The organism is Oculatella sp. FACHB-28 (assembly GCF_014696015.1).
Lineage (GTDB): Bacteria > Cyanobacteriota > Cyanobacteriia > Elainellales > Elainellaceae > JAAUTN01.
On sequence record NZ_JACJPJ010000045.1, the window covers coordinates 16,497 to 41,955 of the forward strand.

A 25,459-nucleotide genomic window follows, 5' to 3' on the forward strand; every position below is an offset into this window, starting at 1 on the left:
CAATCGGTAACTACCTATGCTGAGCCTCAAACCTGCTCCTGTCACCACTGATCTACTTCGCCGAATTCCCGTTTTTGCCCAAATACCGGAGGCAAAGCTGGAATGGATGGTTGCCCAAGGAAAAGCGGTTAGAGTTCCACCGGGCGGGCTGTTGCGGGCTGAGGGAGACCCGGCAAACTGTGTGTTTGTGCTGCTGGAAGGGATTTGCCGCATGACTCAGCGCTCTGGCAATCAGGATATTTTGCTGGTGCAGCACGATCGCCCCACGCTGATTGGTGAAGTGCCACTGCTAATGGGCGTACCCTACTTTTGGGCTAGCGGTAGAGCCGTTACAACCTGTCACATCCTGGAACTGGATGCAGATACTTTCTGGCAGTTTATGGGGCTGTGCCCGACCGTTGCAAAAAGCGTTTTGCAAACCATGATTGTGCGGATGCAGGAGATTCAAGTCCTGGCGCAGCATCGAGAGCGCCTAATTTCACTGGGTACGCTTGCTGCGGGGTTGGCGCATGAGCTAAATAATCCTGCTTCAGCCGCGCAGCGGGCAGCACGGGAGTTGCGACGGGTGTTTCCGCTGATGCAAACCCAGACACTCAAGCTCACTCATAAGTGTTTGACGGACGAACAACGTGAGTTTTTGATCCGTTTGCAGCAGGACGCGATCGTCCAGGCTCAAAACCCACCCACGCTCGACTCAATGACCCAGAGTGATTGCGAAGACCAGCTTACCGATTGGATGGATGACCACAACATACAAAACAGTTGGCAGTTTGCTTCCACGTTTGTCAATGCTGGACTGGATAGTGACTGGCTTGACCAAATTCTCACTTGCTTAAACAACATTTGTCTTCAAGACGTTTTCACCTGGCTGGAAGCTACCCTGACCGTGGTGGGATTACTGAATACTTTAGGACACAGCACTGAACGAATTCATCAACTCGTGGGAGCCGTTCAGGATTACTCTACGCTCGATCCAGACGACCTTCAGCCTGTTGACATTCATAAGGGCTTAGAAAGCACACTCACAATTTTGGGACACAAGCTGAAGCGAGGTGTGGCAATAGTTCGAGACTACGCCGAAGATTTGCCCAAGGTGATGTCACACGGGTCAGAGCTAGAGCAGGTGTGGATGAATGTGATTGATAATGCGATCGCCGCCACACTAGAACGGTTTAACCTCAATACAAGCAGCACTCCAATGTCGGTCACGCCAGCACTCCATACCAATCCTGTGATGATTCCAACGGGCTGGCAAAACAGAGCAAGGCACTTCTCAATCACAAGCCAGCCAACGATCTGGATACGCACTCGTTGTGAGGCAGACTGGGTGCTGATTGAGATTGCAGACAATGGCATTGGCATTCCGCCCGAAGTGCAGCCTCACATCTATGAGCCCTTCTTTACTACAAAAGGCGTTGGTAAAGGCACCGGATTAGGATTAAACACGAGCTACAAAATCGTTAAACGTCATGAGGGGGATATTCGCGTTACCTCTCAACCCGGCGATACCTGTTTTCAGATTCGCTTTCCCAGTCAATGTTGAGTAAGTCTACAAACACTACCCGCCGCTACGACTTCGATTGGCTACGAGTGCTAGCGGTGCTTTTGCTGATCTACTTTCACGCGGCTGCAGTCTTCTACAAAGGTGAACTGGGCGAATTTTACATTCAAAACGATGTTTTGAGTCCGGGAATGAATGCTTTCGTCTTGTTTGTTCATCAGTGGCATATGCCGCTGTTTTTCTTGCTTTCGGGCGCTGCTTCCTGGTTTATTCTGCAAACTCAAATGGCAGTTCAGTACGTTTTAGAACGGTTTAAGCGGCTATTCATTCCTTTTCTATTTGGCACCCTAATCCTAATTCCGCCTCAAGTTTACTATCATCTTCTAAGCACTTCGAGCGATCGCCCTTCATACCTTCAGTTTTATCCCCGGTTCTTTAATGGCGTTCGTCCTGAAGGAAATTTTGAGTGGGGACATCTCTGGTTTTTGATCTATTTGTTTACCTTTTCCTTGCTGGCTTTGCCGCTATTTCTATATTTCAAAAAGGCCGGTCAATCCTGGATTTCAAAGCTGGCAACACTAGTCGAAAAACCCGGAGCAATCTTCCTGTTAGCCTTACCCCTAGTACTCATTGAAGCAGCTTTGCGCCCTCACTGGATTGGATTTCAGAACCTTTACAACGACTGGGCAAATTTCTGTTTATATCTTGCTTACTTTATTTATGGCTACTTAATTTGTGCAGATCCAAGATTTGAACTGGCAATAGAGCGAAATTGGAAGGCGATCGCACTATTGGCGATCGCCTCTATGTCAGTGCTATCTGGGCTCTGGCAAACCAATGTTTTACCAGAGCGAAGCTATTCGTTGGGGTATGTGCTGTACCAGATGTTGCGCGGCTTAAACTCCTGGCTTTGGGTAATGGCACTTTTGGGGTTGGGTCGCAAATACTTAAACTTTAACAATCGAGTATTGCGGTATCTTAGTCCTGCGTCTTATCCCATTTATGTACTGCATCAAACTGTTTTGGTGGCGATCGCCTTCTATGTCGTGCAGTGGCAAACAGGTGTGTTCGCAAAATTCTTTTTGATTAGCACTGCTTCACTCTTTATAACCATCCTGCTCTACGATTTGTTCGTAAAACGCTATAACATTCTGCGATTTCTCTTTGGGCTAAAGCCAATTCATAGATCTTCCGTTTGAATGCAATCAAGTGCGTTCAATCCTGCAAAAAATTCAGAATTGCAGCGTTGAACTCTTGCGATCGCTCAACCTGGGACCAATGTCCACACTCATCAAAAATCTGTAGATCAGCGTTGGGTAACTGTTCTGCTGCAAACTGAGCATGAGCAACCGGCAATATCGGATCTTGTTGTCCCCAAATAATGAGGGTCGGTGTATGAATCGTGGCAAGTTGATCAACAATGGGGCGATAAACCTCCGGGCGAACTCCCCAAAAATCAATATTGGCTCTGAGTTGCCTCTGTAATGCCTCTGGCGTGCCGGGAAGATTGCCAATCTGATATAGCACTTCAACCCAATCGTCTGTAATCACCGCTGAGTCATACACAATTTGCTTTAATACAGAAGCGGTACTAATCCGACTGGGACGGAACAACTGGCTAGGCCAGGGCAATGAAGCTAACCGGAGGAAAAACGTAATCTCCTTGCCCAACCCTAAACTGTTTGCCAGGACTAATTTTTCTATTTGCTCAGGAAAAAGCAGGGCAAACTGTAGGGCAATTCCGCCTCCTAACGAGTTTCCCACCAGGCTAGCTCGTTCCAAGTTAAGAACATCCATGAAAGCCTGAACAAACTTCGCCAGGTCAACTAAAGAGTAAGAAGTTGGCGGCTTATCGGAGCGACCCGAACCAACCAGATCAATCGCATAAACTCGATGGTGCTGCGCCAAAGCACCAATATTGTATGTCCACGTTTCTACACAGCTTCCTAGACCATGAAGCAAGATGACTGTGGCTTCTCCATCCCCCAAAGCCCAGTAGCGAGTATTAACATCTCCGACTTTAATGTATTGGTCCTGTGGAGTTTGGGTAAGCCTCATAATGAAATCAAACTTCTAAACGTTGTACATACTTGATTCAGGATAATAAATCAGCTCAGGTTTAGAGAGATTGCCTCGTTTCCCTCGTTGCTAGGTATAGCTTGAGAATACTGCTTCGGAGGTGCCTCCTCTAGCTGCAAGAGGCAGAGCCTCTAGAATTACATTTTGGCTAAAAGCCAGAAACGAGAGAAAAGGGAGGCTAGGTTTGACCCAGCCTCCCTTCCTTTGTCCTAATCTTGAGAAATTTGCAGGCTCCTTAAGTCGCTTGCTTCTGGCGCTTGACGGTGGTAGCAGCCAAACCCACTAGAGCAGCTAAACCTAAAACCGTAGCAGGTTCAGGAACGGGAACGGGATCTGCGACTGCAACCGTTCCAAGCACTGCTCCAGGATTGCCGGGTGAGAAAGATTCAACACCGTCGGTGTAGGAGATTGCGTACAGAAACTCCAAGTCCAAGACTGCATCACCAGAACCAGAGGTGAACGTTCCCTGGTCAAGTCCATCTAGCAGTTCGGGCTGATTCAGTCTGCCATCAACATAAAAGCTAGCGTCAAAGTCTGCTGTTGCACCTGACTCTTTAGAAGAGAAGGAAAACGCAGGTACAACATCATTTCCGCTCCAGTTCCAAAGCCAGGATTTCAACTCATCACCGGAAATGATGCCGTCTTGAGTGTCTTCGTCATCTGCGACGATTGTTCCAAAGATAGAACCGCCGCCACTTTCTTCCCACCAGCCGCTATATTCAACATCCCAAGCAAAGAGTGCAGCATGAGCGGGAGCAGCGATCGCTGATAAACCTAAACCCAACCCGACAGCAAGCGCAAAACGTTTCATAGAATCACCTAGTGAGTAATTGCGGATAAAACAAACTGCTGGACGTTGGGTTTCTGGCTAGCAGCAAACCCAACGCCGCACCGAATCTAGGAACCGATGATGCCGCCGTTTTTGCGGGTAATTACAATGGTTGCGTCACGAGGAATTCTGCCGCTTCCTTGGGGTGCTGGAAAGTTGGTAACGCTGGGGTCGCCGTTGCCCGGATGCTGGAGGTTAACGAACATTGTTCGGCGATCAGGTGTTACCGTAATTCCAGTGACTTCACAGTCTGTCACGCCCGAAAAGATTCGGCGAATTTCACCTGTATTTGTGTCAGCAACGAGCATCTGATCATTCAGCTTCACGCCATTCACTTCAGGCTGATCGCCATCCGTCTCAATGAACAGCCGTCCATCTGGGTCAGCCCATAGACCATCTGGGCTACCAAAAGCGCTTTTCTCAGTGGAGTGGGTATCTGTAGCTAGAACAAAGATATCCCAGGTAAAGGTAGTGCCGACATGGTTGTTGCTATCGCGCCACTTGATGATGTGACCAAAGGGGTTTGGTGCTTGGGGGTTGGGAGGGGTAGCTTCTGTGCGTCGGGTGTTGTTTGTCAGAGTCGCATAGACATCACCGTTGGGAGCAGTAGAAATCCACTCTGGGCGATCCATTGGGGTAGCCCCTACAGCGTCAGCAGCAAGGCGGGTGTAGGTCAACACTTCAGCCTGATCCGCAAACTTAGCTCTGAGAGCAGGGTTGTTGATGGTGAGTTCAATCCAGTTGCCTGTGCCGTCGTCGTTGAACTTAGCAACGTAGAGCTTACCCTGATCCAGTGGGCTGATGCCCCGTGCAATCATCGATCGCCAATTGCTATCTGAAACAAACTTGTAGATGTAGTCAAAGCGCTCATCATCGCCCATATAGACAACGGCACGACCGCCTTGTCCGACTACAACCTCTGCGTTTTCGTGCTTAACGCGACCCAGTGCAGTGCGCTTAACAGGAGTTTGAGCACCGTTCATTGGGTCGATTTCAACTACCCAACCAAAGCGGTTTTCTTCGTTCTTGTAGCTGGAGTTTGACAGGTCGAAGCGAGGGTCAAATAGATGCCAGCCGTAGCCAAAACCCTCTGCACTAAAACCATAGCGGGCTTGTGCTTCGTCAGGTGTCCACGCCGCATCCTTTGCACCAAAGTAACCGTTGAAGTTTTCTTCACAGGTGAGGTAGGTTCCCCAGGGGGTTTTGCCGTTGGCGCAGTTGTTAACGGTTCCTAAAGGCGCATTTCCCGCAGCAGTTCTCAGCAGACGGCTGTTGGCGGCTGGACCGCTGAAGGTAACGGGTGTGTTGACGTGAATGCGGCGAGCATTGGAACTGCTGACATTCTGCCACCTGCCATTCTCCTTTCTAATTTCAACCACTGATGCACCATGAGCGTGCTGGGAGAGACGTACATCTTCAAGGCTTTCTGGCGCTTCTTTACCAAGGATGTGAGTGTTGTCACCAAACTCGTGGTTAATTGCCAGCATTCCGTGGTCGTTACCATCACCAATGGGGAAGAACCACATGCCGTCGTGACCAATTCCCACTTGCTGAGCCTGCTGGGCAGCGGTGGGTCGTCTGTTAGGTTCACCGTTGTAAGCTGGACCACCGGGTTGAATGGGGGTTCCCCAGGGAATTAGCACCTCGTACTGGTAATCAGATGAAATGCTCGGAGTAGCGCCCGCGCCATCCGCAGCACGAACAAATGAGAAGTTGATCAGGCTGCCACTCCGCTGAGCGATCGCCGTTCCAGTACCTTGAGCAACGGCATCACCAGCAGCCTGGGCTGTAGCAGCAGTGGCTTCCTGAGTAAACAGCTTGTTGCCAGCTAGCGCTGCTAAAAAACCAGTGGCTGACAGTGCAGCACCACGCGCAAGAACGTTACGCCGAGACATTCTAGCCCGCAGAACGTCCTCAAAAGAACGGTTGCCCGATCTATTGCTACTTCCGTTATCGTGAATCACCTGTGTTCTCCTCTCAATATTGAACTTGCTAGCCGAATCTGTTGTCAAACTAACTAACTGAACCTGTTAGGGTTAGAAAAATGACTTACAGCAGTTTCCACTTGTGTAGACCACAAATTTCTGCAGGGCAGTTCGCCAACTGCCCCTACCCGTGGCTTATCCACCTGACAATGGCTGTAAGTCCTGGAATTCGATCAACGTGAAACCACTCACTTTTGAGTCAAAACACGGTCAGCACCCTCCCCATTAGAATCTGAAGCTTTTCTCTGATGAGAACTCACACACTTGATTGCGACAGAACTTTGAGTTCTTGTCAGGGATTCATCACCAGTCCGTCACATCAATTGGACAGGCTTGCACTCGGACCTCAAAATCAATCCAGATCACTCAGATAATCCTGGGCGGCTGCTCCAGTGAGACGACCCGAATCAAAGGCTTCATCAATCCAAAAGCGATCTTGGATATCAGTGTTTCCATCCGCAGCTCTAGCTGGAGCCACTGCCACTGTTTCCGCTGCCTCATGTCGTTGAAGCAAAGCGTAAGAAGCACGGTAATATCGGCTCCAGGCACTCACCTGAGGATTTGCCTGCCACTGAGCGCGAGAAACAGTCACGGTCAGAATTGGAATCATCTCACCATTGCGATCGCCCACCACATCTACTTGAAGAGTCGAAAGATCAGGGTTTTGGCTAAACTGACGACTGATCGCCTCGCCCAGCAGCGACTCTGCCTGTGCAACCAACTCACTGTGATCGACCTGCCTATCTACGGGCATATCAATCACAATCCGTTCATCTTCTGCCTGTGCAGGCTGATAATTTCCACTCAAAAAACTAAACATGAATGAGACTGCGATCGCCATCCAAAATCGGTGAGTAAAAGTCTTTTGAGACACGAAATCAAAAACCTATCTAAAGTACTCTGCTTGAGTAAGAAGTCTGAAATATTACAGACCATTTGGTTTACAACCGTATTGATGTTCCCATTAATTTTTTATGAGAAGGTCAAGCAAGGGTTAAGCCGAGTTGAACTGAACTTTAAAAGAGCGAGAACAAGTATGAAGATATTGTGAGGCGTACTCAATCAGGAAGTACGTCTCTGGCTCTCGGCTCTGTCCAAGTTTTGTTTGTTACAGCAGTGGGACTTACAGCAGTCTCCCCTTGTATAGCTACAGCGATAAATTCCTCTACTGACGCATTTAAGCTAATTTACTGCGTTAGTTTCAGGACTCATACGGAATCCATTTCGTAAAGAATCACTATTGGGTGTAAGGGCGAAGCATTCGGTCATGATTCCTGCCACTAAGGCACAATTCTTTTGCCGAATGCTTCGCCCCTCCCGGTACTGCTACTCTACAGACGGATTTAGTATCGGATCTTCCAGCTCAGTTTCTTTAACAGCATGGGTTCTGCTCTGCTTCACCCATCCTACAAAACTCTTGAAGTAGGTTGAGTGGAGCAAAGCGGAACCCAACGTTTTAAGCGTGTTCCGCTACTAAATGGCTGGTCTGAGTCAGCAACACCCTACTTTCGTTTGCCAAACTTCGCTTTCAGATCTTCTAAAGTGGGAGCTGAAGGCTGCGAAGCTGACGGTTGAGATTTTCCTTTTTGGGGACGATTTTGAGCAGGAGCAGGCTTATCGGCAGAACGCATGGACAGACTAATTCGTTTAAGCTGTTCATTCACTTCTAAAACGCGTACCGTCACCACCTGCCCGACTTTGACCACCTGTTTGGGATCGCTAATGAATCGGTCTGCCAACTGCGACACATGCACTAACCCGTCCTGATGGACACCAACGTCAACAAAGGCACCAAAGTTAGCCACGTTGGTGACTACACCTTCTAGCTCCATGCCCTCCTTTAAATCAGAGATTTCCTTTATCCCTTCCTTAAACGTGGCATATTTGAACTCGGCACGGGGATCACGTCCCGGCTTCTCCAACTCCGTCAGAATGTCACGCAGGGTTGGTTCACCGATCGCCTCTGTCACATATTTCTTCAGGTCAATCTGCTTTAACCGAGCGGCAATTTCAGTGATGTTTTGCAGCGGCTGGTTTAAATCAGCCGCAATTTGCTCAACTACGCGATAGCTTTCTGGGTGAACCGCTGTGTTGTCTAACGGATTTTCGCCCTCTCGAATGCGTAAAAAACCAGCCGCCTGTTCAAATGCTTTTGGTCCCAATTTGGGTACTTTCAACAGTTGGCGACGATTGCGAAATGCGCCATTTTGATTGCGATAGGCGACAATGTTGTTGGCAACGGCAGCAGAAATTCCCGACACAAACGTGAGTAATTCCTTTGAAGCGGTGTTGAGATCTACGCCAACGTAGTTCACGCAGCTTTCAACGGTTTCGTCCAGTTTCTTTTTCAACAGTTTCTGGTCAACGTCGTGCTGATATTGCCCCACGCCAATCGATTTGGGATCAATTTTCACCAGTTCTGCAAGTGGATCTTGGAGACGACGACCAATGCTAACGGAGCCGCGAACGGTGATATCTTGATCAGGAAATTCGGCGATCGCCACCTCGCTGGCTGAATACACCGACGCACCCGCCTCATTCACGATTACCGAAATGGGCTTGCGTTCTAACGTTTGCAGTACTTCTTTGACAAACTCATCGGTTTCCCGTCCAGCGGTGCCATTACCGATCGCCACCAGTTCAATGTGATAAGTCTGAATCAGGTCTGCGAGCGTTCGGGCTGCCTGTTTGCGCTGCTCAGCCGAATGGTGGGGAAAGATCGTTTGATACTTTAAAAATTGACCCGTTTGATCCAGCGCGACCACTTTGCAGCCTGTGCGAAAACCGGGGTCGATCGCCAGCGTTGGCTTCATTCCGGCAGGTGCCGCTAACAACAGTTCTCGCAGGTTTGCCTCAAAGGTTTTGATCGACTCTACATCAGCGGCTTGCTTTTTGGCAGTGCGAACTTCAGTAATCAGTGAGTTTTTCATCAGGCGCTCGAAGGCATCTTGCACCATTGCCCGATAAAAGTCACGCACGGGTTTCACTTTTGTGCGAATTTCCTCAGATTCTAGGTAAGACAAGACTGCATCCTGGTCAAACTCCAGCGCTACTTCCAAAATGCCCTCTGCTTCACCTCGATAGAGCGCTAACAGGTTATGGGGTGCAACCGTTTTAACCTTCGTTTGATAGTTGCGATACATCTCAAACTTCGTCGATCCTTCTGCATGATCTGGTTTAATGCGCGAGGTCAAGACGCTGGATTCCATCAGGTATTCGCGCAAATAGGCGCGGTGTTTGGCAGTGTCTGCCACCTCTTCTGCCAGGATGTCTGACGCACCACTCAGGGCAGCCTCAGCCGTTGCTACTCCCTTCTCGGCAGAAACGTATTTGGCGGCTTCCTCTTTTAGCGATCGCCCCTCTGCCTTGGGATGATTCAGCGACTTAATCCATGTTGCTAGAGGCTCTAGTCCTTTTTCACGGGCGATCGCCGCTCTAGTACGACGTTTGGGACGATAGGGCAGATATAAATCTTCTAACTCATTTTTTTGCAGACACGCCTCTATTTTGGTGCGTAGCTCGTCGGTGAGTTTGTCCTGTTGGGCGATCGACTCTAGAATGCTCTGCTTGCGCTCCTCCAACTCTGTCAAGTAGGTGTAGCGATCGAACAGGTTACGCAATTGCGTTTCGTCCATTTCGCCTGTGCGCTCTTTGCGATAACGGGCAATAAACGGCACCGTTGCGCCTTCGCCAAAAAGCTCCAGGGCATTTTGAATCTGAAACGGTTTGAGCGAGAGTTCGTTTGCCAGCAGTTGAGGAATGTTCAGCATCGAGTCTATCTAGAGAGCCTGATCTAGGATAGACCCTATGATAGCGGGATTAGGGATTGGGGACTTTAAACCTCGTTTCCAGGTTCTACCTTGTAACGAGGAGCCCTCAACCCCCAACTCCTATCACTCAGCTTTTTTACGACGAGATGCGCCGAAAGCAGCTAGCGACAAGATAATTCCCGCTACCGTTCCGGGTTCTGGAACCGACTCAGTATCAGGACTTTCGGGACGATCACCTTTGAACAGGTGCAGGTTGGACTGACCGTTGCCTGACAGAGAGCCTGCAATCAGGTTGCCGTTAATGTGACCATTATTGAATTTCACATCGGCGTTAGGAGCTAAGACGCTGCCCATGATGCTGATGCTATTTAGGTCAAGCGACTTTGCCTCAGAGAAGTTAAACAAGACATTTTGGGCTTTGCCTCGACACCCCATGTGAACATTGCTGTTGTTGCAGTCTTCCCCATTAAAGAAGAAGCCAAACCCTGACATGGAAGCAACTTCGCCAGTGACGTTGATTAGAACAGTGGAGTCTTCAGGAGCCAAAATGTTGAAGTATTTCGTACTTGCCAACTCATCAGCAGAAATATTGAAAATATTCAGCTTAGAATCAGAACCTTCCATTGTTGCCAATAGGCTGGTGCCATATTGCTCAAATAATGTTTTGGTATTGTTTCCAATGATGGTGGTAAAACGGTTGCCCCATTCTTCTCTCACTTCTTTGGTTGTGGGGACAGCCTGTGATTGGGCGTGGAGAGAGGCGGATAGCGTGCGGAGGTGCTGTCCGGCGGCAGCAAAGTCAATGGGTTGCCCTTGGGTGATGTTGCCCTGCCGAATCACCTGATTGTTAGTATCTAATATTTCAAAGCCAACGTTAGAGGCGATCGCCTGATTTCCACCAAACGTGGCATCTCCATAGACCTTGCCATTGCTGAGGGTCGTGTCTCCCCCAACAACTATGACCTCTCCATTGCCCTCACCCCGTAGCAGCATTCCGACAGCAAAGCCATCCGTAAAGCTAGCATCACCCCCGACGGCTAATTTTCCTTCGGTATCTGTGCCGGTCTGGTTATAGTCTCCCAATACGAAGACGTTGTATTCGGCAGCGGGCCCAAGGCTAACCGCGCCTGCCTGCGTTGCATAACCAACGCTAAAAGCAACAACTGGAAGGGTTGCCGCCAATTGCCCAAAGCGAATCAGTGTATGACTCATAGTCGAGAGTTCCAATAAATGGTGCAACTTCTGTAACTCTCATCGGACAACTGCGGACATTACAGGGCGTTTGTATCAGAGCTTACCGTCTCTTTACCAGAGGTCTTAGCTTTGTTAGCAAGAGAACAAATTTTCTCTAATCAAGTGGTGGAGCGGAATTCAGGAGAAAAAAGAAAAATTGCAGCCTCAAAGAAAATCGTTTTGAAGCTGCAATTTTTACTATATTTAGCGATGTAGTGTTTGAGATTATTCCCTTCTCAATTAAAGATCAGGGATGCGCCCCCCCGTCGCGGGAGCACATCCCTGATCTTTAATTGAGAAGGAGTAATTAGTCCTCTCCACCCCAATCATCATCATCTTCCTTATCTACACCATAGAGAGGGGCATCCATAATCTCCTCCAACTCTTCTACTGGCTTATAGGGGATCTCTTCAGCCGTCTCATAAGGCTTAAATCGCCCAGTGCTTTCTAACCATTCGAACATTGATTCATTCTCTCTAGGAGGAATGACAAGTGGCTTTTGGCTCAAAAGTTCTTGACGGAGAGCAGGATTACGTGGCGTGGACATCTTTGCTCACCTAATTAGCTATTTGTATTAACTACTCTAACACAGAAACAGAACCTGGTAAAAGTTTATACATCTTGCAGCTTCACAACGCAGTTTTTCATTGAGCTCGCTAATCCTCCATGGGTTGACTAAGAGGACAAGACACAAACTTTTTCCCTGACCAATCTGTAAAAGTGGTGTCGTTTTGATGGTGTCGAGGAGTTTGCATCAGTAAACGCCAAACTTCCCCTGCCTCTAATAAATTCAACCGTTCGGGATAATGGAGCTGCAGTAATTTTTGAACAACAGGATAATAATCACAATTTATCCCTGGAAAGATATGGTGTTCCGTGTGATAAGAGAAATTTAGGTGAAGCACATCCAATAGCTTAGGGACTTTCAGAGAGACACTATTAATTAACGGATCGTTGATGCTTGTCATTTGACACAGCATGTGATTTGTAAAAATGTAGAACATAGCTCCGGCATAGCCAATTCCGATCGGCAGGAAATAGCTCAACACCAGTTTGATTGGCTCAAAGTTTAGATAAGCCATGATACTGAAGTGAAGCATGAAAATTAGCAGAAATTCCTGGGCGATCGCCCAACGCTCCCTAGCGCTAACTGTAAAAGCAGCGGGAACATAGTCAACATCTTTGCGATTAAACAACAGTACAGAAGTGAGATTGCGAAAGCCATGAATTCCCCAAGCTGTAGCCATGCCAATGGCTAAACAAATAGGATTTACCTCGGAAGAAGGGACAAATTGATTCTGAATCCACTTTCCCCAAGTGTTGGACTGCTTGGATAAATAATTGCGATCCGGATCAGCTAAAGAATTTGTCTTACCATGATGTTCTCGATTATGAACTGCTTTCCAGAGTGTGGGAGGCATCCACCACATAGCTAAACCCAACAAACTGATCCAATGAATTAGACGAGAATTTTTAATAACGCTGCCGTGCAGCAACGCATGAGAGCTGAACAATAAAACAATGATGCTGTTGCCCATGATGAGCGTTAGGGGTAAATAAAGCCATAAGAGGTTGGTGTGCCACTGATTTAAGTAGGTTGCGATCGCCCAGCCTAATCCTAAAATGATCAGATTAAGCAGAAGGATTACGAGCTTATTTAGATCAGGCTCAAATGCTTCGACTGGAAGCAATGGACGCAACAATTTGATGTAATCGGCTTGAGGAATTAACAGTTGCTCATCAACTGACTTCATAGATTTGCTTAATAATTTTAGAGTTAACAGTTGGGGTGTAATTGAGAGATGTATCGAACAATCTTCAAACGCTATCTCTCAACAGATACGGGGCAACAGCTATCAATAACTGTTACCCCGCATCTAAAAGGTATTATTCAACCAAGCAATTAAGCAGGCAATAATACGGTGTCAATGATGTGAATCACGCCGTTATCTGCTGCAACATCAGGAGTTGCAACTGTGGCATCATTTACCTTAACACTGCCATTTGTAGCATCGATTTTTACATCTGAACCTTCAACAGTAGTTGCTGATTTTAGCTTAACTACATCAGATGCCATCACTTTGCCTGAAACAACGTGATAAGTCAGAATTTGCTTGAGTTTTGGGATGTCCTTAAGCAGTGCATCTACCGTCCCATCAGGGAGTTTAGCGAACGCTTCATCAGTAGGTGCAAAAACAGTAAAAGGACCAGCGCCTTTCAAAGTATCTACCAGATTGGCAGCTTTAATTGCAGTAACTAGGGTGCTGAAAGAACCAGCATTAGCGGCAGTATCAACAATGTTAGCCAACGAAATCACCTAGTTTTTTTGCTTGTCTGCTGACTAGTGTAGACTACTTTCCAAAAAGAAAGTATCGCTTGTTGCTTTTTCACTTGGTACTTCCTGCATAGAAATAGTAGGTGGGGCGCTCAGTACCTCACCTACCATTCCTAAAAACATTACAATGCTGTACTATCTTTCAGTTTTATTCAAACTCTTGTTTGATTCGACCCACTTCAGTTCCAGGATAGTAATTACTCAAGATTTGCTGGTAGCTATATCCTTGATTTGCTAAATCTAGCGCTCCTAGCTGACTCATTCCGCGTCCTTGAAAAGCTTCCATCACGATCGCATCTGAGGCAGCATACAGCGACTCAACAATGCCGCCTTCGTAGCTAACAAACTCTCCAGCGGTTGCATCGACCGCCTGACGAATTGTATCTGCCTCTCGTTCAATGCCTCGATAGACCTGATAGCGCTCGGTTGAACCTATATCATAGGCAGAATGGACGGGTTTAAAGTGATAAGTCAACCCATAGGAACGAGCGGCGATCGCCTGTGCCTTGAGCGCCTCCACATTCCAACTGGGTGATACTTCACTACCTACAACGCTGTAGAGGTAGCTTCTCATGTCCACAAAGTTGACTGCCCAAAGATTTCCCCCCTCCGCAATCAGCAACAATCGCCCCCGATAGCCGCGATCGCCCAAATAAAACAGTCCTTGAGGCGACGGATCGATCATGACCACAGAGGGCAGTTGGGCGGAGTTTAGCTGAACTGAATTGCCACTGGGCTGAGCCGTGTAGGTTGTCTCGGCGGAGAGCGTCTGGAGTTGCTCTCCATTCTCGTCAAACACAACTGCGTCTGTAGACGTGCGAATGGCAGCAGAAGGAATCCCTGTAGCGATCGCCACCCGCATCTCAATTAGAGAATCGACCGACGGTAAAGAAGACAAAAACTCTTCGGTGTTGCGGCGGTTTAATTCCTCCTGCTCTGGGGTTAGGGCAGGAACCGCAGCCGATGGCATTGGCGAGGGTGTAGGGGAAGCCTGGGTTGCGGGTGTGGCATTCGGGGAGGGAACAGATGCAGCAGCCAGCTTTGTTGCGTCGCGTTCTACTGGGTAACTCAAGTCATCTTCAGCAGGCACTGCACCAGGTAACAGCAGTTGTCTAGCCAAAACGACCCCAACCGCTACCACTCCCAGCAGTGGCAGCATGACCCAGGTATAAGGTTTGAGCCGTTTAATGGTTTGCTGCCAATTCATCTTCAAGCAGTTCAAATGCTCCTCACTAAACTACTCGATGAGCTAAGCAACCAGCAAATTTGCCACTTCTGCGTGCATCAGGGCAATGTTAGGGTCACGCTGGATAGCGTGATAGTAGCGCTTTTTCAATGCATTTTCTGAAGCAGGCTGAATCAGCGATCGCGCCTGCTCTAAAAGCTGGTTTGCCTGCTCTAGAGTGACTGGCTCCTTACCGCTCAGCGTCTCATCCAGGTGAGCAATAAACTGAGAAATTGGGCGCAGCCAGCTAAACCATTCGTGCCCAATCACCAATTGAAAAAACTCGCCATTCGTCTGAATGCGTCCGTGAAACTGCTCATAGACAATCCGTTCAGAATCTAGCAGAGCCTTGTGCAGGCGGATTAATGCAGTCCGTAACTGGCGCAAGCGTTGCAGTAAAGGAGCTAAAGCTGGATCAACTGAAGACATGGGTAGAGATTAAAGCAGCACTTTCTACATCCTTGCATATTTGATCAGGGGTCATGGGTCTTGCCAGGTTACGAATCCTGCGACCGGAATTGCTCAAACCATTCCTGGTAGGTGCGCTGGATCTGGGAGTTTTCAACTAAAAGCTCGACGTTGACCTGATTGCAGCGGTGGGGAAGAGCCTTGGCGATCGCCTCCAACATCTGTCCGGCCAGGCGCGGACTGGGAAACTCATGGTAAGTTTTTTGCACATCCCAGCCGCCCAGCAAGATTTCAATATTGACCTGCTTGCAGCGGTGGTGCAAAGTTTTGGCGATCATATCTAGGACATGGCTGGCAGCCGCAGGGGTGGCAAATTCGCCCTTAACTCTGGGTAGATAGGTTGAATCTGAAGCATCAGCAAACTCAACCCCAATCACTTCCCCTTTGCCCAGGTCAATCGCCGCAAGCTGGCGAGTTTCTGCGCCGACATCTGTCCCAATCTGCTCTATGATTAGCTTCTCGTAGCGCACCGGCACCTCGACCATGCGCGTTTCAACTTCTTTACGCACAATTACCTCGCCCGCTTTGCGTTTGCCGCGATTGAGGACTAGCTTCTCTTCGAGGGTTCGCACGACTTCTTCGATCACCTGCGATGGCTCAGTCGTAGACGAAGTGGTGTCCAACAGAGCATCAGTCGCCGGAGGCGTCGTTTCTAAAGCGCCTTGAAGTCCTTCGGGCGGAAAGGGGTCAAATTCGCCAGAAGATTCAACCTCTCGCTTGGAACCACCGACCAGACTTAGCTCTTGCGACCTTTCGCCAGAAGTTAGTTCTGCTAGCTCACGGCTCTCGGAGGTGTCAAGCGATCGATGCTCAGGTAGCTGTGCCACTTCTGCTTCGCTCAGCTTGGTGAAGAAAGTGCGGTTTGGAATATCAATCTTTCGCAGCGAACCACTATGAATCAACAGCGTGCGATTTCCGGTAGGCGTGGGGTGAATGACCGCTAAGTTAAAATTTCCTTCATCCCCCGAAGGGTCTAGCACTAAATCTTGGACTTCGCCGATCAACCCACCTTGCGCGTCAAGCACCGCGAAGTTATTCACTTTTCCCCTTAACCTGTCAACCAAAGCTTTGGCATGACGAGCGTTTGACACTGTAGATGCAGCTTTTTTGACAGATTTTAGGTCGTTCATCTTGCAATTCCAGTAAGTGTGATGAAATCTATATAACAATCCTAACTGAGTGGACTGGCTGAATGGGTGATGAGAGGCGCACTCGGCTCGTCTTACAGCTGATTTAGAACTGCTATATAAAATCTATATTGTCAAAAATTCTGGAGTTGTACCAAATCCGTTTTAATTGTCAAAATTTTTTCACCAGAAAATTTTCGCTGAACCGCCCTGGGCAAGGACGGAGAATGATTTATACCGGGCTGATTTGCTTCCAGGTGCGATCGCTGATTTCATCCGCTGGAAACATACATTCAATCCGCAGTTCTTGAAGCGTGATGTCATAGGGTGTCCCTAAAGTGGCGATCGTTGAGAAAAACTGCAGCTCCAGCACATCTCGCTTAAGGTGGATAGTCAGAAGTAGCGTATTTTGTGCGGTGTGGTTTGTGGTATGCCAAATTTCAGGGACACCTGGATAACTCATCAATTCGTGCAGCAGCAAGGTAGACATAGACTGCTCGTGTTCAACTTCTGCCATCGCTTCACGGTGCAGCCGTTGCAGCAAATGCTCTGAAAATTCTTCCCAGTTGACAATAAACGGGCGTAACCCCTGCGGATGGAAAACAGCCCGCATCAGATTAATTTTTCCGTCTGTGCAAAAGTGGGCTTGCAGTTGATCTAGCCCAATGAAGGTCGTCAGCAGTCGAGTCGCAGCATCATTGGCTAAAAGCAGATGCCAGTAGCGATCGACTACGAGTGCTGGGTAGGGTTCCTGCTGCCGCAACATAAAATCGATCGCCTTACGCACTGACGCCATCTCAGGAGCCGCCAAATCTGTCTCAGCATGAATCGGAGTAAACCCCGCTGCCGTTAGCATCAAGTTTTGCTGCCTGAGCGGAATCTCTAGAACGGTTGCCAGTTGCAGCACCATTTCTCGGCTGGGTTTAGCGCGTCCCGACTCAAGGAAACTAATGTGGCGTTGAGAAACTTGACTGGTCACTGCCAAATCAATCTGACTGAAACCCCGCTGGTTGCGCCACTGTTTTAGCAATATGCCGAATGAGTGCTTTTGATCAGGATTGGCAGCGGTCAAATGTTGAACCATAGAGTTCCTGATGGAATGACGGGACGACCTACACAAATCGTCTACATAGGTCTTCTGCGTGAATCGTAGCGCAATGGAACCGTTCTACCATTCATGCTTCAAAAAATGATTCATGCAATGCTGCCTTCAAATTGTGTCCTTCAAATTGTGTCCTTCAATTCTTGGTACACCTGCTTCAGATCATCAAGCTGATAGTGAGCATTCAACCCACTGGGGTTTGGCAAAACCCAAATCAAAGTGTCGTGGAGTATCTCAGGCTGTCGTCCTAGAGTAGCTTTGGGCCGTTTGAACGCAGTGCGATAGGCGCTAATTCCCAGAATGGCAAGACATTTGGGGCGATCGCGCATCACTTTAGCAGCTAATTGTTGATGTCCTATCACCAGTTCTTCAGCGTCGAGTTCGTCTGCCCTGGCGGTTGCTCGATCGACAATGTTGGTGAGTCCGTAGCCAAAAGTGAGAAGCTGTTGATCTTCAGATGGGTGGAGCAGGCGATCGGTAAATCCTGCGGCGTACAGCGTTTTCCAGAAGCGGTTGCCCGGACGCGCAAAATGATGTTGAACCACTGCGCTGTAGAGACTGGGATTAATGCCGCAAAACAACACTCGCAGATCAGGTGCGATGATATCTGGAACCGTTTTGCCAACCGCTGCCTGAATTTCAGCTTTCGTCGGTTTGTAAGAAGTCATGCGAATGTAAGTTTACCGATACTTAAATTTCATCGCCAAGATGGTTAATGCCAGCATCAACGTGACTGCATTTGCGATGATTACAGGGAAGTCACGGGTAAGAATGCCGTAGATCAGCCACAGGGTTACACCACTGCAAAACACAACAAACATACCTGTGGATAAATCATTGGCTGACTTAGTACGCCAGGTTCTTAGCACCTGCGGGACGAAGGCTGTAGTGGTTAGCAAACCTGCCAACAATCCCAAAAGAAAAGTAAAGTCCATAAGCCAGCCAGCGGTAGCGCAACAGCTTTAGGGTACATGGAAAACCGTTCTTTGTCGCTGGCGATCGCCCTTAAATTCCTTCGTCCGAAAAATCCTCATACTTGACGTGCAACAATTTTAGTATCGTCCGTAGTGGCGTGAAATGGAGAGATTTTGAGGGGCGATCGCTCCATCTATTTGAACACTGAGCCGTGTAGGTCTGGCGACTTTACGTTACCAACTCATCACAAGTGGCAAGCCAGGTCGAAAATCTACCTGCGGCCCTTGCACTTCTCCATCAAACCCAAGCTCTACACAATACGCTGCTCCTTCCCGTAGCTTTATCTGCTTTGTATTAACCACTGCTTGAAGTTCGGGTGACAAATTATTTGCAGTGGGACTAACCAACTCTACACGAGTAATTTCGCGTAAACCAATACCATGCTCTAGAGGTTGCGACTTCTCAACAGGATATTGATCTGGACGTTGACCAAACGGAGTCTGGAACAGCCATGGCTCAGTTAATACATCGCTATTTTTTCCTACCTCAATACTCAGTGCTTTAGGCAAATAAGGTGGGTGATATGCCCAACTGGAAAATGCAACTGTGTTACCAAAACCTAAGGCTGGACGTAGACAGACCCCGAATGGACAGCCCCCACCATTTCGATTCTCCCATCGCTCCCAAAGCCGAGTGGGACGAATTAGCTCAGACCTCGCCTCTTCTGGATCATGAACCCACAACAACTCCAACATTGCATTATGGAAAAAGAAACGGCGATTGGTTGTGCCCTGCCCAAGATGCGTATTAGAGGTTCCCTCTACCAAACCGAATGATACTAGACGCTCAGCTTCGTCAGCACCAATGTCAGTCCAGATAAAGAGATGATCTAATTCAAATGCCATAGCTCCAGAGCCATCTGAGGATAGGCTTACTCAACTTCTCAAGTTTAATGAATCTAGCAGACAAGTTCCAAGCACCGACCAACACCAATAATTCGAGCCAGCTAACGTTCCCGTTCACCCGCCGCAGATAACCTTTCGAGCTTAATACCGAAGCTTTATACAGTCGGTGTACAACGGGATTGTTAGGCTGCTCATTCCAACTGGCTGGACGACTTGCCAGTGAAAACCGCCAACTGAGCATCGAAAGCCCGTTTAAAAGCCGGTCGCGCTTCGCCACGGGCGACATAGGCTATGAGGTTCGGATAGTCGTCCAGAATGCCCGATCTGCTTAGTCTGCGCAGCACCTGCACCATCAGCAAATCGCCAGCACTGAACGCCCCATCGAGCCACTCGCCATCACCGAGCCGACCGGAGAGGTCGTCCAGTCGGCTGCGGATGCGATCCTCGACGAGCAGCAGGCGCTCCTCATGCCAGGACTTGTCGTGCTCCAAATACATAGAGACTTCGCGTTGAACGATCACAGGCTCGACCGTGGAGAGCGCGGCAAACATCCATGTGATCGCGCGTGCCCGGGCGTTCGCGTCGTTCGGCAGCAGTCCTGCATGGTGCTCCGCGATATGAAACACGATCGCCCCCGACTCGAACAAGGCGAGATCGCCTTCTTCATAGGTCGGTATTTGCCCGAAAGGATGAAGCGCACGATGTGTAGCTTCCTTCATCGCACTGAATGAAACAAGACGAACGTCATAAGGCTGACCCACTTCCTCGAGCGCCCAGCGCACGGGCATGTCACGCGCCAGTCCCTGTCCGCGATCGGGCGACTGTTCAAAGGCGGTGATGGTCGGGATGGCTGGGACTATTCGAGAACTCCAGTTGCGCATTTTGCTGCTCCTTTATGGATTACGTGATTGCTTTCGTTAGTCGAATGGCGCAACACAAAATCGACAACCCACAGGATTTTTCACCGATAGCCAACTGGAGCCTAACGATTGCATTCAGCGGCAGCAAAAGAACCTAAACGATTGACAAGGAGACTCTCAACTGTCCGCTGCAATGCGATTGTTATACAGATTTTTTACACAAAAATCATCAATGGAAGGATCTGAAAAGCAGGCCCTTCAACCTGAACATCAGTGAATTGAGCTATGATACCTTCAGTATTTGTAATTTCTGCAAATACCCCGTTTAGCATCTGCGGTGGCAACATCGCCATACCATAATTTTCAAATGAACTCATCGTTTCTCCTTGTTCAATTGAACGAGTAATTTTGCCAACAATGCGAACGTGGTTTCTGTGTAGTTCACTTAGCGTTAAATCACGCAGATTATCTGTACGCAATGTAACTACAGCATTCAAATCTTGTGGTTCAGAACATCGGACTACAACGTTAGAAATTGGAGTGCGCTTTCGATCAAGATTGAGAGCCTCACGTATTCTTCCAATCTCAGATTGCGGATTTTTGCTCTGAGTCGTTCCCTTTCCTTTTGCTTGTGTCTGTGTATTCGGAGTTGCCATCCTAGAGAAAATATCTGCGGCATCGAGATAGTCAATAACTGCATCAACTGCGTTCTTTTCCACTGTGCCAGCTATTTCGATGAGTGTACCTGGCGTATATTTCTGTATATCTTCAACATTTTCAAGTTTTACGATATAGCCGCCACTTTGCTGAAGTTGATGGTAGAGAATGATTGCTATCGATGCTTCTGTATAAGATTTAGATTCTTTACGAGTTTCATGTGATTCATTAGAAAGATTCCCAGTTAACTCCACTGAAGTACTCGTATCAACTAGTGCTTGAAAGAGCTTGCTAAGACCAAATTTCCCAGAGGCATTTGCTGAAGCTGCTCCACTCCCTTTTTTCTCAGCAGTCACTTCTGCCTCCAATACAAGACCGCCTTGTACTGCTGCTGCAAACGATACTAGCATCGGTACATCAAGATAAATGGGATGGATTAATGGGACGTTTTTCATGAATAGATACTTTAACTAAACTGAATCCGTATAACGATATTATTAGATAGATTTTTTCAGCCTAATACCCCTGTAGAAATTATGTTGAATCGGGGTGGACGTGGGGTGCGAAGTCCACTGGATGGGTAAAGCGTTTTGCTTCTCACGCTCTCATTCTCATCGATCGCCCACAATTCCCTTCATACGCTTGTGTCCGATCGCCCTTTCCTCTATTCTAAAAAACACTGGTTTTCCAGTGGACAAAGCTTAAGGTGAGGATAACGCTGATTAGGAGTGGTGGCACACTCGCTAACCAGCTAACCTAACTCCTGGGGTAAGCAGGAGGCTAGGCTGTGTTGATTTTAAGATCAATTGCCTTGCTGAAGCAAAACGAGTGGTTGGGAAACCACGCCTTAAGCTGTTCTTCTCTACATCACAACAGTGAGGCAAATAGTATGACTACAGAGTTCAACGAACTGCTGCCCGTTCCGCCTGCCGAAAAAGTGCAGATTTGGATCATTGGCACACGAGAACAGGTAACGCACACGATCAACGAGTTTTACGTCAAGCAAATCGTCAGCGATCGCATTCACTTTATGCCTATCGTGCCAGCCCCATTTGCGCGAGGTAAGTTTATGACGGTGTTAGAGCGATAGGTTTTGGGGTACATCTAGCGGTTAGGAGGTCCGAATAGGTTGTGAGCAACGTGCTCCTTTGCAGTGCGCTGCTCACAACCTGTTTAAGATTGCTACATAATGTACTCTCTACCAATGGCGATCGCCTTGAAAGTGCAGGTTTTTGGGTTTCATGCTTTAACCCAACCTACTAGCTATATCTAAAGAAAGTCCTATTTCTTCAAAAGAAGCTCTGATGTCAGGTAAAGCCACATTTGATAACCTACTTGCAAGGTTTTTTCAAAGCATTACTTATGGCAGTTTCGACAAAAGCTAGGTCTAGTACTGCCTCGCATCCCTATAGCGGCGATCGCTTTCCTCAGGATCACTGGCAGTTTTTTGAGAGTATGCCTCAGAAGCTGACGAATTTGATTGACGACCTGAGCAAGATGGGGATTTGTAAGCCTCAAGCGCTGAATCTCGCAGATAACTCAGCGCAGGTTGAGATGAAAGAAGCGTTGAATCTCGCATTCGCAAACTCGTCGTATCAAAATAAAGGAGTTTTCTCATGCCAGTAACAGAAACCTTAGAAATCACCAAAAAGCTGTTGGCTGCAAAAGAAGCAACGGGGGTCACATTTGCTGAGCTAGAAAAGCTCGTTGGACGTGACGAAGTTTGGATCGCCGCTGTGTTTTATCGTCAGGCTAGCGCTTCTGAAGAGGAAGCCAGCAAGATTGTCAGTGCGTTGGGACTTGGCCCAGATGTTGCCGCAGAACTGTCCTCTTATCCTGTGAAAGGATTGGGTCCAATCGTCCCTACCGATCCGCTGATTTATCGGTTTTACGAGATCATGCAGGTGTATGGAATGCCAATGAAAGAAGTAATTCACGAGAAGTTTGGAGACGGTATCATGAGTGCGATCGACTTCACCCTAGATATTGAGAAAGAAGAAGATCCCAAGGGCAATCGCGTCAAAGTGATCATGAATGGTAAGTTCCTCCCTTATAAAAAGTGGTAAACAGCCAAAAGATAGTAAACACGAGCAGTTAGTTGCAGTGTAGGGCAGTACTCAGGTTGCGAGGTCGCTCTACACCTCTTTGAAAGCCATACTCAGGTAAGGGTAGTAGGGAATGCCTACTGCCTTTTTTGTTCTTTTTTTAGAATGCTGCTGATGGAAGAGGCGATCGCCTTCACTGGTTACTACGCTTAACACAATCAGTAAACGAGTTTTTCCTTAAAGTTATGTTGAAACCCTGGATGGTGATTGGCGGAGTCACCCTAATCGTTGCTCTATTTGCAGCATTTATCAAACCGCGTGATATTCCTTGGGCGGCTCGTCTAGAGCGACCCAAATGGCTGTTTTTTGAACCTGCCATTCCCTTAATTTGGATGGTAATTTTTGCTTGTGGTGCAGGGTCAGCGATTTTAGTTTGGCAGCAAGAACCAGGCAGCTTCAAAACCTGGCTGCTAATGGGGATCTACCTTCTAGTTGAAATCGTTACCGTTGCCTATATTCCGGCTACGCTCCAGTTTCGCAGCTTGAGCATCGGTACGGTTCTGGGTGGTACTGGCTTCATTCTAGGAAGCGGATTAGCGCTGTTTGTCTGGTCTATTACTCCCAATGCAGCCTTACTCTTACTTCCCTATGTGATCTGGAGTCCCGTTGGCACCTATGCTACGCGCAGAATGATTGATTTGAACCCCAACGCCGCTTGAGTTGTACCGAAATTTGTTTGAATCGGTATTAGGAATCGGTATTAGAACAAGAAAGGGCGTTTCGTGAAACGTCCTTTCTTGTTCATTAGGTTCATTAAATAGATCAGCAGCGCTAATACAGGTAACCTCGTGTAGACACAGTATCAACTAGCTACGAGGCTTTTTTTAACTTTGTGGACAACTCGTTGAGTCATCCGCTGAGTTTTAGTAATCAGATTAGCAGGTAGGAGGTGCTCTGGTTTATTTTGCGGCTCTCTAAGAAAGCGGTAGTGCAAAAACACATCCCGATGGGGAATATCAACCTCTTCGCCCTGGCTCAACCGAGTGAAATCTTTAGACGAATAGCTCATGTAATGAATCCGCAAAATCGGCTTCATTCCCTGCTGGTTATACAGCACATTATCAACGTCGACGAATGGATCAGCATTGGCGCAGTTGCCAGTGCGCTCCTGACCATTGGGGCTGAGGGTGAAATTGAATAGGGGGCGATCGCTGCGTAGACTGAGATAGCTAAACAAAAATGCGTCGTCCCACCAGCCCTTGCCGTTAATCCATTCAACTTCGCGATCGTCAATCAACCGCTTCTTTAAAGCCGTCAGTTCCTCAGGGTTAAAAATGCCGCGCTTGGAGCCAAAGAAACTACCGCAGTGTAGTTTAGAGCGCACGTCATTGCGTGAATACAGCCCCGTCTTCTCAATCGTGGAGAGATTTAATGCGGCAATGGCTTCAGGCTTCAAATGCTCCCAGTCATTGAACACAAAGTCGTAGGAATTGAGCTTCTCGATGACATCGTCAAGCGGCTTCATGACCAACGTATCTGCATCAAAGAAAACAAATTTCTCAAACGGGCCGTCAAATGCTGCAAAGCGTCTCTGAACATGGCTTCGGTACCATCCTGGCAGCGGCAAGTGAGTCTGTTTAGCCCTAGGATGAGCAGCCCAAACTTCTTCAGCAAAGTCCTCCCATCGACGGATTGCATCCCAATCGTCAAAGAAAGTAACGTTACGTCTAGAGCTAACCTCTAATCCCACTCGTTTCGGCATCTCATTGTAAGGGATGATACAGACGGGAATGTCAACTCCAGCATTCACCTTAATGCTGTTTAGTAAAGCTACAACCTGGTCGTAAACGACATCGCTCGATAAGGTATAGATACCGAAGGGTTCCATAGTGATAGACTCCTGAGTGGGCTTTGATTAGGGGGCAAAGGAGGGAGTAGTCTCGACATGAGGCTGAGAGAGGCTTTACGAAAACAGCACTTCTCCTCAGCAAAAGGACCTAAGAGGGGTTTACTGCTATCTTTGGCATCGCATGACTTAAAGCATCGGAACCAAAAAGACTGGTTCCGCGCATTTTGCACCCACTTACGTGGGAAAGCGCGCCGTTTTGTACCTCCATCCAGCGGAAGGATGCCAAAACTTCCACCGCAACACGTTCAGCAAGGTGAAAAGTTACACGGAGGGCTTAGCAAAGAACTGAACAGCAACACTAATTTTTAATGGATATACAGTAGCAGTACGTAGAGGAAGGAAGAAGATAAGAGACATGAATTCATGTAATCTTTAACACTTAGCGTCCGTACTGACAGAAGTTTTATAGGTAAACACATCAAAAGCTTGAATTTAAGCCACCCGTGTTTTGATTTTTTAAAGGAAACTTCATCCGAACCCTGCAACGGCTGAGATGAAGCTGAGATGAAGTAAA

The 25,459-nt window shown here is 47.9% G+C and carries 25 protein-coding genes; 5 read left to right on the forward strand and 20 right to left on the reverse strand.

What is annotated here, in order from left to right; translation table 11 throughout:
• Positions 1-16: 16 nt before the first annotated feature.
• Positions 17-1,543, forward strand: a complete 1,527-nt coding sequence (locus H6F88_RS07215; RefSeq protein WP_199333494.1) for an ATP-binding protein — start codon at positions 17-19, stop codon at positions 1,541-1,543.
• Positions 1,537-2,700, forward strand: a complete 1,164-nt coding sequence (locus H6F88_RS07220) for an acyltransferase family protein (RefSeq protein ID WP_190642070.1) — start codon at positions 1,537-1,539, stop codon at positions 2,698-2,700. The genes H6F88_RS07215 and H6F88_RS07220 overlap by 7 nt, the downstream gene beginning before the upstream one ends.
• Before the next feature lie 16 nt (positions 2,701-2,716).
• On the opposite strand, the gene H6F88_RS07225 is transcribed toward H6F88_RS07220, so the two are convergent.
• From H6F88_RS07225 to H6F88_RS07310, 18 genes are all read right to left on the reverse strand, one after another.
• The gene (locus H6F88_RS07225) at positions 2,717-3,559 is read right to left on the reverse strand and encodes an alpha/beta fold hydrolase (protein ID WP_190642071.1); all 843 of its coding nucleotides are present in this window, start codon (positions 3,557-3,559) and stop codon (positions 2,717-2,719) included.
• A 256-nt stretch (positions 3,560-3,815) separates the two neighbouring features.
• On the reverse strand, positions 3,816-4,391 hold the full coding sequence (locus H6F88_RS07230) for a PEP-CTERM sorting domain-containing protein (protein WP_190642072.1): 576 nt from the start codon (positions 4,389-4,391) through the stop codon (positions 3,816-3,818).
• 86 nt (positions 4,392-4,477) lie between these two features.
• Positions 4,478-6,373, reverse strand: coding sequence for an alkaline phosphatase PhoX (locus tag H6F88_RS07235; protein ID WP_190642073.1), 1,896 nt, complete (start codon positions 6,371-6,373; stop codon positions 4,478-4,480).
• Between the two features lie 373 nt (positions 6,374-6,746).
• A complete protein-coding gene (locus tag H6F88_RS07240; RefSeq protein WP_190642074.1) occupies positions 6,747-7,268 on the reverse strand; it encodes a hypothetical protein in 522 nt (173 codons plus the stop codon).
• Positions 7,269-7,896: 628 nt separating this feature from the next.
• Entirely contained in the window at positions 7,897-10,164 is a 2,268-nt protein-coding gene (locus tag H6F88_RS07245; RefSeq protein WP_190642075.1) for a Tex family protein, read from the reverse strand.
• A 123-nt stretch (positions 10,165-10,287) separates the two neighbouring features.
• Entirely contained in the window at positions 10,288-11,376 is a 1,089-nt protein-coding gene (locus H6F88_RS07250; protein WP_190642076.1) for a choice-of-anchor A family protein, read from the reverse strand.
• A gap of 328 nt (positions 11,377-11,704) precedes the next feature.
• Complete coding sequence (locus H6F88_RS07255; protein ID WP_190642077.1) at positions 11,705-11,944, reverse strand: DUF3134 family protein; 240 nt, start codon at positions 11,942-11,944, stop codon at positions 11,705-11,707.
• Positions 11,945-12,053: 109 nt separating this feature from the next.
• Positions 12,054-13,151: a fatty acid desaturase gene (locus H6F88_RS07260; RefSeq protein WP_190642078.1), complete on the reverse strand. Its 1,098-nt coding sequence runs from the start codon at positions 13,149-13,151 to the stop codon at positions 12,054-12,056.
• 149 nt (positions 13,152-13,300) lie between these two features.
• Complete coding sequence (locus H6F88_RS07265; protein WP_190642079.1) at positions 13,301-13,705, reverse strand: fasciclin domain-containing protein; 405 nt, start codon at positions 13,703-13,705, stop codon at positions 13,301-13,303.
• A gap of 175 nt (positions 13,706-13,880) precedes the next feature.
• Entirely contained in the window at positions 13,881-14,939 is a 1,059-nt protein-coding gene (locus H6F88_RS07270) for a SpoIID/LytB domain-containing protein (protein ID WP_190642080.1), read from the reverse strand.
• Positions 14,940-14,981: 42 nt separating this feature from the next.
• Positions 14,982-15,386, reverse strand: a complete 405-nt coding sequence (locus H6F88_RS07275) for a hypothetical protein (RefSeq protein WP_190642081.1) — start codon at positions 15,384-15,386, stop codon at positions 14,982-14,984.
• A 68-nt stretch (positions 15,387-15,454) separates the two neighbouring features.
• Positions 15,455-16,555, reverse strand: a complete 1,101-nt coding sequence (locus tag H6F88_RS07280) for a DUF2382 domain-containing protein (RefSeq protein WP_190642082.1) — start codon at positions 16,553-16,555, stop codon at positions 15,455-15,457.
• A gap of 229 nt (positions 16,556-16,784) precedes the next feature.
• A complete protein-coding gene (locus H6F88_RS07285; protein WP_190642083.1) occupies positions 16,785-17,636 on the reverse strand; it encodes a helix-turn-helix domain-containing protein in 852 nt (283 codons plus the stop codon).
• 140 nt (positions 17,637-17,776) lie between these two features.
• Positions 17,777-18,322, reverse strand: a complete 546-nt coding sequence (mug, locus tag H6F88_RS07290) for a G/U mismatch-specific DNA glycosylase (protein WP_190642084.1) — start codon at positions 18,320-18,322, stop codon at positions 17,777-17,779.
• A gap of 12 nt (positions 18,323-18,334) precedes the next feature.
• Positions 18,335-18,589 carry a SemiSWEET transporter gene (locus tag H6F88_RS07295; RefSeq protein WP_190642085.1) on the reverse strand — a complete coding sequence of 85 codons (255 nt, stop codon included), beginning with the start codon at positions 18,587-18,589 and terminating at the stop codon, positions 18,335-18,337.
• A gap of 213 nt (positions 18,590-18,802) precedes the next feature.
• Positions 18,803-19,474 carry a hypothetical protein gene (locus H6F88_RS07300; protein ID WP_190642086.1) on the reverse strand — a complete coding sequence of 224 codons (672 nt, stop codon included), beginning with the start codon at positions 19,472-19,474 and terminating at the stop codon, positions 18,803-18,805.
• 191 nt (positions 19,475-19,665) lie between these two features.
• On the reverse strand, positions 19,666-20,355 hold the full coding sequence (locus tag H6F88_RS07305) for a glutathione S-transferase family protein (RefSeq protein ID WP_190642087.1): 690 nt from the start codon (positions 20,353-20,355) through the stop codon (positions 19,666-19,668).
• A gap of 194 nt (positions 20,356-20,549) precedes the next feature.
• Complete coding sequence (locus H6F88_RS07310; RefSeq protein ID WP_190642088.1) at positions 20,550-21,446, reverse strand: hypothetical protein; 897 nt, start codon at positions 21,444-21,446, stop codon at positions 20,550-20,552.
• 434 nt (positions 21,447-21,880) lie between these two features.
• Here H6F88_RS07310 and H6F88_RS07315 point away from each other — a divergent pair, with 434 nt between their 5' ends.
• The gene (locus H6F88_RS07315) at positions 21,881-22,081 is read left to right on the forward strand and encodes a hypothetical protein (protein WP_190642089.1); all 201 of its coding nucleotides are present in this window, start codon (positions 21,881-21,883) and stop codon (positions 22,079-22,081) included.
• A 297-nt stretch (positions 22,082-22,378) separates the two neighbouring features.
• On the opposite strand, the gene H6F88_RS07320 is transcribed toward H6F88_RS07315, so the two are convergent.
• Positions 22,379-22,609, reverse strand: coding sequence for a hypothetical protein (locus tag H6F88_RS07320; protein WP_190642090.1), 231 nt, complete (start codon positions 22,607-22,609; stop codon positions 22,379-22,381).
• Between H6F88_RS07320 and cynS the strand changes: the two genes are divergently transcribed.
• On the forward strand, positions 22,608-23,057 hold the full coding sequence (gene cynS, locus H6F88_RS07325; protein WP_190642091.1) for a cyanase: 450 nt from the start codon (positions 22,608-22,610) through the stop codon (positions 23,055-23,057). The genes H6F88_RS07320 and cynS overlap by 2 nt on opposite strands.
• A 224-nt stretch (positions 23,058-23,281) precedes the next feature.
• A complete protein-coding gene (locus H6F88_RS07330; protein WP_190642092.1) occupies positions 23,282-23,755 on the forward strand; it encodes a tryptophan-rich sensory protein in 474 nt (157 codons plus the stop codon).
• Positions 23,756-23,898: 143 nt separating this feature from the next.
• On the opposite strand, the gene H6F88_RS07335 is transcribed toward H6F88_RS07330, so the two are convergent.
• Positions 23,899-24,924: an Npun_R2821/Npun_R2822 family protein gene (locus H6F88_RS07335; protein WP_190642093.1), complete on the reverse strand. Its 1,026-nt coding sequence runs from the start codon at positions 24,922-24,924 to the stop codon at positions 23,899-23,901.
• Positions 24,925-25,459: the final 535 nt, after the last annotated feature.

Excerpts from the sequence above, each read along its gene's own strand:
- H6F88_RS07215 (WP_199333494.1), top strand. The coding sequence starts at position 17 with ATGCTGAGCCTCAAACCTGCTCCTGTCACCACTGATCTACTTCGCCGA.
- H6F88_RS07220 (WP_190642070.1), top strand. The coding sequence starts at position 1,537 with ATGTTGAGTAAGTCTACAAACACTACCCGCCGCTACGACTTCGATTGG.
- H6F88_RS07225 (WP_190642071.1), bottom strand. The coding sequence starts at position 3,559 with ATGAGGCTTACCCAAACTCCACAGGACCAATACATTAAAGTCGGAGAT.
- H6F88_RS07230 (WP_190642072.1), bottom strand. The coding sequence starts at position 4,391 with ATGAAACGTTTTGCGCTTGCTGTCGGGTTGGGTTTAGGTTTATCAGCG.
- H6F88_RS07245 (WP_190642075.1), bottom strand. The coding sequence starts at position 10,164 with ATGCTGAACATTCCTCAACTGCTGGCAAACGAACTCTCGCTCAAACCG.
- H6F88_RS07250 (WP_190642076.1), bottom strand. The coding sequence starts at position 11,376 with ATGAGTCATACACTGATTCGCTTTGGGCAATTGGCGGCAACCCTTCCA.
- H6F88_RS07255 (WP_190642077.1), bottom strand. The coding sequence starts at position 11,944 with ATGTCCACGCCACGTAATCCTGCTCTCCGTCAAGAACTTTTGAGCCAA.
- H6F88_RS07260 (WP_190642078.1), bottom strand. The coding sequence starts at position 13,151 with ATGAAGTCAGTTGATGAGCAACTGTTAATTCCTCAAGCCGATTACATC.
- H6F88_RS07270 (WP_190642080.1), bottom strand. The coding sequence starts at position 14,939 with ATGAATTGGCAGCAAACCATTAAACGGCTCAAACCTTATACCTGGGTC.
- H6F88_RS07275 (WP_190642081.1), bottom strand. The coding sequence starts at position 15,386 with ATGTCTTCAGTTGATCCAGCTTTAGCTCCTTTACTGCAACGCTTGCGC.
- H6F88_RS07280 (WP_190642082.1), bottom strand. The coding sequence starts at position 16,555 with ATGAACGACCTAAAATCTGTCAAAAAAGCTGCATCTACAGTGTCAAAC.
- H6F88_RS07285 (WP_190642083.1), bottom strand. The coding sequence starts at position 17,636 with ATGGTTCAACATTTGACCGCTGCCAATCCTGATCAAAAGCACTCATTC.
- mug (WP_190642084.1), bottom strand. The coding sequence starts at position 18,322 with ATGACTTCTTACAAACCGACGAAAGCTGAAATTCAGGCAGCGGTTGGC.
- H6F88_RS07295 (WP_190642085.1), bottom strand. The coding sequence starts at position 18,589 with ATGGACTTTACTTTTCTTTTGGGATTGTTGGCAGGTTTGCTAACCACT.
- H6F88_RS07300 (WP_190642086.1), bottom strand. The coding sequence starts at position 19,474 with ATGGCATTTGAATTAGATCATCTCTTTATCTGGACTGACATTGGTGCT.
- H6F88_RS07305 (WP_190642087.1), bottom strand. The coding sequence starts at position 20,355 with ATGCGCAACTGGAGTTCTCGAATAGTCCCAGCCATCCCGACCATCACC.
- H6F88_RS07310 (WP_190642088.1), bottom strand. The coding sequence starts at position 21,446 with ATGAAAAACGTCCCATTAATCCATCCCATTTATCTTGATGTACCGATG.
- H6F88_RS07315 (WP_190642089.1), top strand. The coding sequence starts at position 21,881 with ATGACTACAGAGTTCAACGAACTGCTGCCCGTTCCGCCTGCCGAAAAA.
- cynS (WP_190642091.1), top strand. The coding sequence starts at position 22,608 with ATGCCAGTAACAGAAACCTTAGAAATCACCAAAAAGCTGTTGGCTGCA.
- H6F88_RS07320 (WP_190642090.1), bottom strand. The coding sequence starts at position 22,609 with ATGAGAAAACTCCTTTATTTTGATACGACGAGTTTGCGAATGCGAGAT.
- H6F88_RS07330 (WP_190642092.1), top strand. The coding sequence starts at position 23,282 with ATGTTGAAACCCTGGATGGTGATTGGCGGAGTCACCCTAATCGTTGCT.
- H6F88_RS07335 (WP_190642093.1), bottom strand. The coding sequence starts at position 24,924 with ATGGAACCCTTCGGTATCTATACCTTATCGAGCGATGTCGTTTACGAC.